The organism is Streptomyces hygroscopicus subsp. hygroscopicus (assembly GCF_030269125.1).
GTDB lineage: Bacteria > Actinomycetota > Actinomycetes > Streptomycetales > Streptomycetaceae > Streptomyces > Streptomyces hygroscopicus_C.
Map to the genome: position 1 here is coordinate 41,697 of NZ_BSSM01000008.1, position 12,835 is coordinate 54,531.

Annotated in this window: 8 protein-coding genes and 2 pseudogenes; 2 read left to right on the forward strand and 8 right to left on the reverse strand. The window is 67.0% G+C overall.

What is annotated here, in order from left to right:
* Nucleotides 1-7: 7 nt before the first annotated feature.
* Both QSK45_RS18930 and QSK45_RS18935 read right to left on the reverse strand, forming a co-directional pair.
* A pseudogene (locus QSK45_RS18930) lies at nucleotides 8-1,490 on the reverse strand (NF041680 family putative transposase).
* 179 nt (nucleotides 1,491-1,669) lie between these two features.
* Nucleotides 1,670-1,786: pseudogene (locus QSK45_RS18935) on the reverse strand (VOC family protein); the annotation flags it as partial.
* A gap of 1,052 nt (nucleotides 1,787-2,838) precedes the next feature.
* On the opposite strand from QSK45_RS18935, the gene QSK45_RS18940 reads away from it, so the two are divergent.
* Entirely contained in the window at nucleotides 2,839-4,953 is a 2,115-nt protein-coding gene (locus QSK45_RS18940) for an AfsR/SARP family transcriptional regulator (protein ID WP_285558355.1), read from the forward strand.
* Between the two features lie 132 nt (nucleotides 4,954-5,085).
* Here QSK45_RS18940 and QSK45_RS18945 read toward each other — a convergent pair whose 3' ends face one another.
* Nucleotides 5,086-5,964, reverse strand: a complete 879-nt coding sequence (locus tag QSK45_RS18945; protein WP_490993586.1) for an alpha/beta fold hydrolase — start codon at nucleotides 5,962-5,964, stop codon at nucleotides 5,086-5,088.
* On the reverse strand, nucleotides 5,892-7,499 hold the full coding sequence (locus QSK45_RS18950; protein ID WP_285558357.1) for an MFS transporter: 1,608 nt from the start codon (nucleotides 7,497-7,499) through the stop codon (nucleotides 5,892-5,894). The genes QSK45_RS18945 and QSK45_RS18950 overlap by 73 nt, the downstream gene beginning before the upstream one ends.
* Nucleotides 7,500-7,598: 99 nt before the next feature.
* On the opposite strand from QSK45_RS18950, the gene QSK45_RS18955 reads away from it, so the two are divergent.
* Nucleotides 7,599-8,207: a TetR/AcrR family transcriptional regulator gene (locus QSK45_RS18955; protein ID WP_285558359.1), complete on the forward strand. Its 609-nt coding sequence runs from the start codon at nucleotides 7,599-7,601 to the stop codon at nucleotides 8,205-8,207.
* 114 nt (nucleotides 8,208-8,321) lie between these two features.
* Here the strand turns inward: QSK45_RS18955 and QSK45_RS18960 are convergent, their stop codons facing one another.
* The 4 genes from QSK45_RS18960 to QSK45_RS18975 all read right to left on the reverse strand — a co-directional run bounded on the left by QSK45_RS18960 (nucleotide 8,322) and on the right by QSK45_RS18975 (nucleotide 12,823).
* Nucleotides 8,322-9,680 carry a cation:proton antiporter gene (locus QSK45_RS18960; RefSeq protein ID WP_285558362.1) on the reverse strand — a complete coding sequence of 453 codons (1,359 nt, stop codon included), beginning with the start codon at nucleotides 9,678-9,680 and terminating at the stop codon, nucleotides 8,322-8,324.
* A gap of 142 nt (nucleotides 9,681-9,822) precedes the next feature.
* Entirely contained in the window at nucleotides 9,823-10,308 is a 486-nt protein-coding gene (locus QSK45_RS18965) for a PaaI family thioesterase (protein WP_285558364.1), read from the reverse strand.
* Between the two features lie 12 nt (nucleotides 10,309-10,320).
* Nucleotides 10,321-11,238, reverse strand: coding sequence for an SDR family oxidoreductase (locus QSK45_RS18970; RefSeq protein WP_285558366.1), 918 nt, complete (start codon nucleotides 11,236-11,238; stop codon nucleotides 10,321-10,323).
* 28 nt (nucleotides 11,239-11,266) lie between these two features.
* The gene (locus tag QSK45_RS18975) at nucleotides 11,267-12,823 is read right to left on the reverse strand and encodes an NAD(P)/FAD-dependent oxidoreductase (protein ID WP_285558367.1); all 1,557 of its coding nucleotides are present in this window, start codon (nucleotides 12,821-12,823) and stop codon (nucleotides 11,267-11,269) included.
* Nucleotides 12,824-12,835 lie beyond the last annotated feature (12 nt).

Below are 12,835 nucleotides of genomic sequence, written 5' to 3' on the forward strand. Positions count from 1 at the left end.
AGCCTACTCAGCCAAATGAGATGGCCTGTTGACCCGTGCGGCGGGGTTTCGGGGTGGTTGTCTTCTTCTCTGGTCGTCTTGCTGGCTGTGTCTTCTTGGGTGTGTGCACGTCGTGGCGGGGTGTGAGACGGGTGTTTTTCCGGCCTGGTGACCGGCCGGGACCGGGGAGGGTGGGTTTCGGTGCTCTGGCCGGGGAGACGGCGGTGGGCGGATGTGTCGGAAGTCGCGGCGGACGCGGGCGGGAGTGAGCCTGTCCGGAGGGCTGGGTTTCTCCCAGGGGTGACGCCGGTCGGCTGCGAGTGTGCGGGCCAGACGCAGTTGGGTGTAGGCAGCGAGGATCAGCCAGGTCCAGCGGTCGGCGGCCTCGGGTGTGCGGATCTTCGGGGCGGTCCAGCCGAAGGTCTGTTTGAACAGCCGGAAGGTGTGTTCGATGTCGAAGCGTCGCAGGTATGCCTGCCAGAGTCGGTCGGCGTCGGCGTCCGTCGCAGTGGCGTCGGTGCCCGACCACCACAGCCAGACCGGCTTCGGTGTTGCTCCGCTGGGCAGGTGGTCGATGTCCAGGCGGATCGCCGTCCCCTCGACGACGGGGAGGGTGCCGTCGGCGATTGACCAGGAAGAGCGGCGCGTGAGCTGGGGTGCAGCCGGTTCCAGGAGCGGGCTCCGGCGGTGCCGTAAAGACGTGTGCCGGTGACAGTCTCGGTGTCCGGGGTGCCCCAGGTGTCGGGCTGGCCGAAGACGAACTCGCTGCCATGCCGGGGCGGCCGGCCCTGGGTGTGAGGCTGCAGGGGCGGGACGGGCCGCCGCAGGACACGCTCCGAGCGCATACGGGCCGGCACCTGGACCGGCAGGTCTCCGAGCAGGAACGCGAGACGGGGTGCGTCGTAGCCGGCGTCAGCGATGATGAGGATATTCGGGTCGCCTTCCTGCCATTGGCCTGCCCTGATCAGCGTCTCGAGCAGTTCGCGCAGTTGGCGGGCGGTGATGGTGGCGCTGTCGTCCCCGGGCGCCAGGCGCAATGCGTCCGGCGGAGCGGTCCAAGAGCTGCGGCCGGGCTCGAGTGCGCAGATGATCGAGTACGGCCAGCCGGGAACCGGAATGTGCTGGTCTTTGCCTCGGCCGTAGGTGTGACACAGGATCCGTTGCGGTGAGGTGTGGGCGTTGGGGCGCAGCCAGCAGGTGATGTCGACGGCCAGGACCAGCCGGCCGTCGACTGCCCGTGGCAGTGGCACCGAGGCCAGGACCCGCCGCAGCCGGTCGGCATCGACCCGGCCGCGGGCGACGGCTGAGTAGAGTCCGCCATGGCCTCGGCGGTGTTCGCCGACCAGTGACAGCTCGGGCAGTGACCTCACCCGCCCGTCGCCGCACAGGACAGCATCAGCCAGCTCGGACAACGCATCCGAACGAGCGGTGAGACAGGAGTAGAACTCGCCCCGGAAGCATGACAGTTGCTCCAAAGCGTCTCGGCGTGTGTCGCGATGCAGCAGACTCATTCCCACGGCCTTCGTTCTGAAGATGTGGGTTCCTTGGTCGGAGCACACGTTCAGACGACGGCCGCTTCCGTGTACGACGAATACCGGACCGAGTGATCAAGTTCGACGCACCATTCGACGTCGGACGTTGAAGATCAAGTTAGTACTCCAGCTGTAGATCGCGATCTTCAGTTCGCGCGCCCCTCGTCGTCGGGCTCGAAGGGACCCCCGAGCAGCTCGGACCAGAAAGCAGCGAGCCGCTCGGGGTCTGTGGCATCAACGATGAGGGCATTGATCTGCATAGATGAGTCCACCATGCCCCGATCCTCTCAAACGGGCGCTCAGCAGCGGCTGTGACCAGCGGAAATCAAACTTCGATAACACGAGCCGCCCTGCGGTCAGACTTCGGCGGCGTCCGCTCAACGCGATGGCGCCGGATATCGCGATCTACAGCTGGAGTACCAGATGATCGGCAAGACCGCGGAAAATGATCGTTGGCTCACCGCCACACGAGAGAGAGGGAGGTTTCCTGCGGCGCACAGCGGCTCGTGGGGCCCGTGGTTTCCCGCTCGGTATCCGACCTCACCGCGCCGCATAAACGGCCAAAAAAACTCTTGCCTCCAGGGCAGCTTGTTCTTCAGATCCCCTCCGGCGAGAGCCGCCGGCCCGTCATGTGCCCGTCCGCATCGCCGTTGAAAGCCCCGGATCACGCGTGCTACTTTGTCGAAGATTCGATGTCATGACGTGCCGTTGGCCGTACCGGGGCTCTAGCACGTCCTGACCCATTGACGTCAGCTTTTGCGGTGTGGCTCGCCGGTCTGGAGATCGATTCCTTGAAAAGATGGCTGAATCACCAAGGTGGCGGGCAGTCGAGAGGTATGGCCCGGCACCACCCTTCGGACCGCGAACCTGTGCGCCGCTGTCAACGTCGGCAACGGCGAAGTGATCGGGCAACGTAAGCCAAACCGGAACAGGGCGAACTCCTTGGCATTCCCGGAGAAGGCGATGAAGCCGCGTACCGGCCAGGCTTCACGTGAAGGGAAAACTGGTCCACGCATACCGCACCGGAGGCGAAGGAATGGTCGGCGTAGGACACGTACGTGCGCCGCACCCCGTCGACTCGCCCTGGCTCAATCCGACTGAGGTCCGCTTCGGCATCCAGACCACGCAGTCGATGTGGTGCCGCGCCCCGCGCGACCGCACCGACTCGTGGAACACCGACGCCATCCCCTCCCCTTGAGCCGCGACCGCCGGCGAGATTCCGGCGCAGATCCGGCGCGTCACGGCCAACGTCAGGCAACCTCGTCGATGCAACCCAAGCTGATCCCATCGGAGTCACAAGCACATATTAATACGGGGGAAGTCCATCATGGAGTTCGGAATTCTCGGCCCTTTACTCGTTCGCGACGACCGGGGAGAGGAACTGATCATTTCGAGCACGCGACTTCGCATACTGCTTGCGAGCCTGCTCCTCAAGCACAACACTTTGGTCCCCGCGACAGACCTCCTGGAGACCGTGTGGGACGGCCGGCCCGCGGCCAAGGCCCGCGCCACGCTGTCGAGCTACGTCATGCGGCTGCGAAAGAAACTCGGCCCGGACTCGGCCAAGAGAATCCGGACGCTGCCCACCGGCTACCTGATTTCGGCGGCCGACGACGAAATCGACCTCCGAAGATTCCTCACGCTCAGCGCCGCAGGCCGTCAGGCAGCGGCTCACGAGAACTGGGAGCTCGCATCCGACACCCTCACGAATGCCTTGCGCTTGTGGCGAGGTGAAGCCCTGGCCGATGTGCCGTCGGAATTCTTGCGGCACAGCGAGTGCCATCGCCTCCAGGAGGCCCGGCTGCAGACGATCGAGCTGTGGGCGGAATCCTGCATCCGGATCGGCAAGGGAGCGGTTGCCGTCGCCGAGCTGCAAAGGCTGACGGAGGAACACCCGCTGCGGGAACAGTCCTGGAAACACCTGATGAACGCGCTGGCAGAGACGGGACGCTCGGCAGAGGCGCTCCACGCCTACCAGCGACTCAGGGAGACACTGGCCGACGAGTTGGGATCCGATCCCAGCCCGCCCCTGCAGCGTCTCTACCATCAGATTCTGACACCGGGAAGCTCGCCGCCCACCGACGACGAACCACAGATACCGGGCTCGCCTCAGGTCACCGCCATGAGCGGCGACACGCAGTCGGCCGGAGAATTCACGCCGAACCCGTTGCCGCCGGCTCCTCCCCACTTCACGGGCCAGGCGTCACAGATCGAGGACATCGTCGGCAGGTTGACCGACAATCGCCATGGCGTTCCCCTGGTCACGGTGTCCGGCCCGCCAGGGGCCGGCGCGAGTACTCTTGTGGCCCATGTGACGCACCGGCTGAGCCAGGAGTTCAAGGACGGTGTTCTGTACGCCGACCTGGGCGGCGCTGCGTCCAGGACACACGCGGCTCTGAAATCCTTCCTTCAGGCATTGGCGCCCGCGGGACTCGAATTGCCGGTGCACCCTGCGTTGCAAAAACGTCTTTGCCGATCGCTGTTCGCGGGCCGGCATTGCCTGGTGGTGCTCGACAACCCGGCCGACACGATGGATGTCCGGGACCTGATCCCTGCGGAACCGGGAAACGCCGTGCTCATCGCCAGCTGGGGCCGGCTCACTGCCCTCCCCGGCGCGTACAACGTCGAACTCGCCATGCTGCCTCCCGATGAGAGTCTGGCTCTGGTGGCCAAGAGCATCGGGCGTGATCGCCTCCTGGCCGAACCGAAGGCCGCTGCGGCACTGATCGATTTCTGCGGTGGGCTGCCCCTGGCCCTGCAATCGGTCGCTGCGAAGCTGGCCGCCCGTCCTCATTGGCGCCTGGTGGATCTCATCAGCAGCCTTCAGCGGGACCGGGCCGATGTCGACCAGTGGCACCTGAGCGGCCTCGAAGTCCGGAGCAGCTTCGACGTGCGCTACGCAATGCTCTCCGAGAGCCAGCAAACCCTCTTCAAGCTGCTGTCCAACCTGGACGTCGACGACTTCACGCTGACCACCGCGGGAATCGTTCTCGGCGACTCGGCGTCGAGGGTCAGCCAGGACCTGGAGACGTTGGTGGACGTCAATATGCTGAGCTCACCTGCCCCGGGCCGCTACGCCTTCCACACCCTACTGCGCGAGTACGCCCAAGGGCTGTCCCGCAATACAACCGACATGGCGCTCTGGAGCAGGGCACTGCACCGTCTCTTCCGGCACGAGATCAGCCAGCTCCAGCTCGTGAGCGATGTCCTGCTGCCCGAGGACGCCACCGATACCCTGGCTCGCCCTCATCCGTTCTCCTGCGGAGAAACCGCCCAGCAGTGGTTCGGTGACCAGCTCCAGCTGCTGATGAACATGCTCCACCACGGCGTCGGCTCCGAAGACGCAGACGGCCTCGACCTGACGACTTTCTGCGAGCTTCTCCAGCGTCTCCTCGTGCTGACGGATCACTGGGAACATCTCCAGTCCACGGGGAATCGCTGATCGAATTCGCCGGGCAGCGAGGCGAAGGCGCTGAGCCTGCTCGGCGCGGATACCCGCGCCGACGGAGGCGACTCACCCGTGAGCTGAGGAGCGCCGCGGATGGCGGGTCCGCCGGACGGCCCGGCCCCGGCCTCACAGGTGGGACGCGCGGTGTTCCGCCGCGGTCAGAAACGCCTCCAGCATCGGATTGAAGCCGGGCGCGCGCTGGACCGCGTGGCCGGCTCCGGTGACGCAGATCCGCTGCGCGCCGGTCCGGGCGGCGACGGCATCGCACACGACCTCGATCGCCGGTGCGTGGCCGCCCGAGACGACGAGCACAGGTATGCCGGCCTCGACGATCCTTCCGAACCGCGGGCTCGCCTCGCCCGGGGAGCGAAAATTGCGCGCCAGCTCGATCGCCTGACGCATGTCGTCGTCCCGGGTATCGAGACACTGACGATCGATGCCGGCCACGGCCAGGAACTCGCGTTCGGTCGGCGCGTCACGATGCCCCTCGGCAAATCGATCGGCGACCTCCGCCAGCCTCCGCACCGATTCGTCCGCGCCGGCGGCGCTCCACAACGGCACCTCGATCAACGTCAAGGACCGGACCCGGGACGGCTGCAGACCGGCTGCCACACACATCCCCAATCCGCCGTAAGAGAACCCGACGAAATGCGCGCCACCAGGAATGCCGGCGACGAGCGCCGCCATGTCTTCGGCATCCACGAGGAAATCCTGTCGCGGCGCAGGGGGACTCGGTGAAAAGCCCCGGCGGCTCGGGATCATCAGCGACCACCGGGCTGCGAGTTCCTGCTGGCGGGCCCAGGCGTGGCGAGCGGGAAGTCCGCCGTGCACGAGCACGACGGGCGTGCCCGCCCCCGCCTTCCGGACGAACAACGGCGCGTGGGACCGCGAGACGGCGGGCTCGGTCGACTGTCGGGTGGCCACGGGCGGTGCTACCGCGACCCCACGGGCACATCGGCCTTCCGGGCCGATGAGGGTTCCCGCGGTTCCCGCTTCGGCAGCCACAGCATCGCGGCCGCCGCTGCCAGCAACGCCACACCGGCGCTGACCACCATCGTCACCCGCATCGCGACGAGGAAGGAGTCCTGTGCCGCGGTGACCAGTTCCGCGGCCCGGCGCGCGAACCGGGATAGTTCAGCGGGACCGGACCCGTCGCCTCCGGCGCGTGCGCGCTCCACCGCAAGCAGCGTCGATCCGATGGAGTTGCCGGCCTCGCCGCGCGCCTGCTGGGGCAGGATTTCGATACGGTCGCCCAACTGGTTCCGGTATATCGTCCCCAACAACGACCCGAGCACGGCCACGCCGAGCGCCGTTCCCAACTGCCGGAACGTGTTGGCGAGGGCCGATCCGGCGCCGGACCGCGCCTTCGGCACCACCGACAGCGCTGCCGTCATCGAGGGCGCCAGAGTCGCACCGAACCCCAGGCCGGAGACGAACTGCAGCACAATGAAGACCCAGATGCCGGTGTGGAGATCGAGCAGCGCGAACCCGGTGCACCCGGCGCACAACGTGATGGCGCCCACCGCGACCACCGCCGCGGAGCCGAACCGGTCCATCAGCGCATCGCTGCGTTGTCCCGTGAGGACTGCCCCCACCGCCACCGGCAGCATCAGCAGACCTGACTGCAACGGCGAGAAACCTCGCAGGATCTGCACATAAAACACCAGGACGAAACTGGCGCCATTGACCAAGAGGAAGGTCAGCGACATGGTGGCGGCCCCGGCCGCGAACTCCCTGGTACGCAGCAACGGCAGGTCCAGCGCCGGATTCGCCGCGCGTCGGGAATGCCATACCAACGTCCCCAGCAGGACGCCGCCGGCAGCGATCGGCCCGAACACCGGAGCGCGCAACCACCCCGCGGGTTCGCCGCCCGCGATGACGCCGTAAACGATCAGCCCGACCCCGGAGGCCGACAGGGCCACACCCGCGATGTCCAGGCGCCCGGGGTGCGGGGCCTTGGTGTTGGGGACCAGTAGCACGATGGCCAGCATGGCCAGCCCTGCCAGCGGCACGTTCACCAGCAGGGCCGACCCCCACCAGAACTCGCTGACCAGCGCCCCGCCGATCACCGGGCCGCAGGCGATACCGAGCCCGTTCGACACGGACCACAGCCCGATGGCCTTGGCCCGCTCGGCCGGAGGGAAGGCATTGGTGATCACCGCCATGGTGCAGCCGGGGACCACGGCCGCGCCGACACCCATCAGCGCGCGCCACAGCGTCAGCTGTGCGGTGTCGCCGGACCACGCGCCGAACGTGGAGACGACGGTGAAGAAGAGCATCCCGAAGACCAGTACATTGCGGTGGCCGAGACGGTCGCCGAGCACGCCGGTGGTGAACATCAGCGCCGCGTACGTCAGGGTGTACGCGTCCATCGTCCACTGCAACTGCGCATTGGTCGCGGAGAGAGACTGCTGAATCGACTTCAACGCCACCACGAGAATGGTGTTGTCCATCACCACGATGAACATGCAGAACGACATCACCGCCAGCACAGCCCACCGGCGTCGATCGGGGTGAACTGTCGGGTCGGCTTCGGCCACGGGGGGCTCCTCCGGTCAGAGTTGATCTGTACACGCCTCTGTACCTTGAGTGCCCAATGTAAGGAAGGCCGCCTTGGCCCGTCAAGGTAATCTGGGCGGGTGACCACGCGAGTACGGCGCGACCCGGATGTCGCCAAGCGTTTGATCCTGGAAGCGGCGAGCGAGCTGCTCGCCGCCGGCGGCCCGTCCGCCGTGCAGGTACGGGCCGTGGGCGCCGCGATCGGCGTGTCGGACGCCGCGATCAACCACCACTTCGGCACCCGTGACCAACTACTGGAAGCGCTGCTGCGATTCGGCGGAGCCAAGCTGAGGGCCGAACTGCGCGCCGTCCTGGAGACGTGGAACCACGGCCCGGCGGACCCGGCCGGCCTGGTCCGTTCGCTCCACCGGATGTACGCCGAAGGCTACGCGGAACTCGCGCTCGCCCTGCACCGGTCCGGTTGGCGCGATACGGGCAGCGGAATGCTCAACGAGGTCGTCGACCGGCTGTACACCGAGGCCCGGCGGCAGTCCGCGACCAGCGGGCGCAGGGCGCCGTCACGCGAGGACATCCAAGTGACAGTGGCCGCGATGCACCAGGCCATGGTGATGGAGCCCCTGTTCGGAGACGAGTTCCGCCGCAGCGTCGGCCTCGACGGGACCGCAGCCGATCGGCTGATCGACTGGTGGATTCAGGTGTTGCGCACGACTATGAGCTGTTCGGCGTAGGGCCGCGCGGGCGGACAGACGTCAACTGCCCTGTGAGGCGACACGGTAGGGCAGGAACCGCCTCACCGACGCCGACCGGAGGCACGGTGTCGCGGTCCGGTCGGCACGGAAGGCTTACGCGGGTGCGCGTTCGCCCTGCGGCACCGCGGCCCCAGCGGGGCCGGACTCCCCCGGGGTGGGCAGCATCCGCGCTTCCAGCCGCTCGGGCAGGGCCCAGCGGTACAAAGGCACGGCGCCCGCGGTGGTGATCACCGCGACCAGGACCAGCATGGCGAACACCTGAGGTGTGATCATGCCCTGAGCGAGGCCGATGTTGATGAAGATGAGGATCATCAGGCCGCGGGCGTTCATGAGGCCGCCGACGGCCCAGGCCTCGCGCCAGGTGAATCCGACGGTACGCATGGCGGCGGCGCAGCCGGCGTACTTGCCGATGAAGCCGGCGACCAGGATGATCGCGAACGCGGTCCAGCTGGTGATGCCGCCCAGTTCGGTGTTGAGGCCGGAGAAGGCGAAGAAGATCGGCAGGAGCAGCACACAGACGATGTCCATCATGCGGCCGTGCAGGGCCTCGCGGAACGCCGGGTTGCGGGGCATGGCCAGGCCCGCGATGAAGCCACCGAACACGGAGTAGATGCCGATGTAATCGGTGAACAGGCCGGACAGCAGCACGATGCCGACGACGAGGTACATGTGGTCGAAGCTGAACGTGCCGGTGCGCTCCACCCGCTCGCCCAGTGGGCGCAGCAGCGGCTTGACAACCAGGAGCATGACGGCGGCGAACGCAGCGGTCAGGCCGATGGTGCGCAGGGCCTGCGGGGCACCGGAGCCGGTGTGCATGGCAGAGAGCACGGCAAGGAAGCACCAGGCCGCTGCGTCGTCGACGGAGGCGCCGAGCAGGGTCATCCGGCCGATCTGGGTGTTCTGCAGATTCCGTTCGTACAGAATGCGGGCCAGCATCGGGAACGCGGTGATGGACAGCGCGCCGCCGAGGAACAGCGCGAACTCGAAGGTGCTGACGCCGGGGCGGGAGAGCTTGCCGTACAGGACGCAGGCGGCTGCGGCGCCGAGCAGCAGGGAGGGCAGGATCCCGGAGAGGGCCAGCACGCCCGCGTTCCTCATGTCCTTGATGCCCTTGCCCGGGCCATGGTCGAGGCCGGCACCGACCAGGAACATGAACAGCGTCAGGCCGATGGTGCTCAGCACGTACAGGATCGGCTTGACCTCGGGCGCGAAGACGGCTCTTTGGGCATCCGGGAAGAGCGCCCCGAACAGAGTGGGGCCGAGCAGGACGCCGGCGACCATTTCACCCAGGACGCGCGGCTGTCTGAGCCAGATGGCCAGCCGCCCGCACAGTGCCGAACCGGCCAGGATGACCGCGATCGCGGGCAGGACCTTGAGGACGAGTTGCAGGTTCTTGTCGGTGGTAGCGGATGCCAGATGAGCAGCGTAGTGCACGGATTCCCCCGTGATCATCAAGTCCTTGTGGCCGTGGCTCCTGCCCCCGCGTGAACGCGGGGGCAGCCAATTCCGCGGCTTCGCGGCTCCGGGCCAAGGATGCATTCCCTCCCCGGCGGAGGCCGGGGGCACCCCGCACGATCAGGGATGGATGCGCGGCTCAGGTTTGCGGCAGCCCCACTACCTGAAGCGTGGAGACCGCCGTCGCCACCAGCTTGTTCTTCTCGTTGTGCGCCTCCGCGGCCAGGTAGATGGCTGTCCGGCCGGCCTTCTGGACCGTGGCGGTCAGGGTCACGCGTTCGCCGACGAACACCGGACGCAGGAAATGCGTCGTCAGGTCCATGCTGGTCGTGGGGTTCTTCGCTGTCAGATAGCTGAGCGGCGCCATGAGGTCGTCGAACATCGCCGCGATGAAGCCGCCTTGGAGTATGCCCATGACATTGCCGTACTGCGGAGGTATCTCCACCGTCGCCGAGATCGACCGGCCCGGTACGAACTTCTCGTATTGCAGGGCCAGCGTCGTGGTCGACGGCGGAGGCAGCTGCAGGGGCATGCCGGGTGGGACGGGAAGGTCGTCGAACGCCGCGATCACGTGCGCCACGATCTGGTCGTGGCCTTCGATCACGCTGTCGCTTTCTGTGCCCATGGAGGGTCCTCTCTAGCTGCCGGCCGGCGGCGAAGCCGGTTGTGCGCCGTCGGCCGCCGTCATGGCGGCGAAGTACATCTGCTGTGCGACCTCGGCGACAGCGTCCCACAACTCCCATGTCATCGGGGTCGGTTCGTGGTCCGGCACGAAGCGGTACCGGGTCAGGTCCTCGATTCCCTTGAGGCTCGCGAGGACCTCGTCGTCGATCAGGGCGTTCCCGGTGAACTTCGCCGGATTCTGCTCCAGCACGGCCATGATGGCATCGACGACGATGTCCTCCGTGCGCCAGTCCCGCGGGTTACCGATGCCGAGATTCTGCGTCGCCAGCGTCCCGATCAGCGTGCGCGTCCATATCGTGTTGCACGCGATGCCGTCTGCCGCGACCTCCTTGCCCAGGCCAAGGGTCAGCAGCGTCGCGTTGAGCTTCGAGGACATGTACGCCACCTTGCCGCCCATGTGCTGGATCCCCTCAAGGTCCAGCGGCGGACTCAGGTTGACGATATGGCCCCATCCGCCGCGGCGCATGTGCGGAATGCAGTGGTGCGCGAGCAGGAAGGGCGCTCGGGCGTTGATGGCCATCACCAGGTCATAGCGTTTGCGCGTGGTGCCTTCGACCGACTGCAACCACATCGCTCCGGCATTGTTGACCAGGATGTCCACGCGGCCGAAGCGTTCCACCGTCCGGTCGACGAGATTCTTCAGATCCGCTTCGTCGCGCACATCACAGCGCAGCCCCAGGGCCTTTGCGCCCAGCGCCTCGATCTCCCGGACCGTATCCGGGACGCTGCCCGGGAGCCGCCCGCCTGATTCCATCGTCTTGGCACCGATGGCGATACTGGCCCCCTGCCCGGCCAAGGCGAGGGCGAGTGCCTTGCCGATGCCCCGGCTGCCGCCGGTGATGATCGCTACGCGCCCTTCGAACCCTGTCATACTCGCTCCTCTCGCTCTCCGGCCGGCGTCACGCGCCGACCGGCTCCCGGTCGGGGAGGTCGTACCTCTTGGCGACTTCCTGCTCGAACGAATCCGCCCACGCCTCCAGCCGGTCGACGTTGTGCCGCATCTCGCGGAATGTCCGGTCCGGCGTCTTCTCGGTGAGCAGATCCAGGTGCAGCTGTGCGCAGATGGGCACCTTGCTGTACTCCACGAACAGGTACTTGTCCGGTTGCGTCGCTTGGGCGCCGAAAGCACGCAGATTCGCCTGCATCCGCGACTGGATGCTCTTGAACCTCGTCGCGATCGGATGGAACTCGGCTGCCGCTTCCTCGTTCGCGATCAGGCCCCGGAAGAGCAGTTGGGAGGGAAGCGCCCAGTAGAAGGACGTGTCCCACATCACCTTGGTGAACATGGCCGGCGCGCTTCCGAAGATCGCGTAGTTCTGGTGGTACATCTCCAGATAGTTCGGCCACATGTCCTCCAGCATCAGCCGGTTGTAGGTCTGCGCGGCCTCCGCCGTGAGGCGGCCCTTGCGGTCCAGTTCGACAAGACGCGTGGCGATGGTGTTCGTGTAGGCGATGTAGTCCGACCCCGGGCTGTAGAAGGCGTCCAGGAAGATGCCGGCCTCACCGACGCAGGCCCACCGATGGTGGGAGAAGATCTGCTCGGAAGCATAACTGGCGTTCCGCACCCGCAGGAAGTCGATCGGCTCCGCGCGCTCGATGAACGACGCCAGCGTCGGCTCGTGCTCGCTGATCCACTCCCGCGCCCTCTCCTGCGTGGAGTACGACTGGAACGGGTGGATGGCGTCGTCGGTGACGATGCCGATGCTGGTGTTCCCCGAGGACAGCGGGATCATCCACACCCAGTACCCGGTGCCCATGAGGTGGTTGGTCGAGAACCAGCGACGCTCCTGGGTTTTCGGCCGCCACGTCGGGCCCGCGGTATCCGTCATCCTCTCGACGTCGTACTCGCCGCGGAACCGCCACCACGCGGCGTTGATCTTGTGCGGGCTCGGGGCCCCGAGGCGCAGCTTGCGCTGCAGCAGCCGGCGGCGCCCGGAGGCGTCGACGACGAAACGCGCCAGTGCCCTCTGTGCACCGCCCTCAGGGGTCTCGAAGTGCACCACGTGGTCGTCATCGGCCGTCGACAGGTCGATGTCCACCACCTGTGCCTGCTCGACGAGATCGACCCCGAGCTCGCCCACCCCCTCGCGCAGGTCCCGCTCGAACCTGCCGCGGTCGATCTGATACGACGTCACCCGTGGGAACCGTCGCGCGCCCAGCTCGGGCCGCGCTTCGAGCGGCCCCTGCGAGTCGCCGAAGAACATCCGCAGGCCGAGCTTGTGCAGGTGCCGTCGGTTCATGTACCCGGTGAGGCCCAGCTGTTCACTGAAGTAGTGCGCGCCACCCTCGACCGTCGCCTCACCCACCTTGTAGGCGCCGTCGGGGAACTCTCGCCCGCTGCGTTCCAGCACGAGCACCGTGAGATCGGGCATGGCCCGCTTGAGCTGCCTGGACAGCGTCAGCCCCGCGAGGCCGCCACCGCAGATCACGACGTCGTACCGATGTGCCGGTTTCATCAGTCTTCTCCT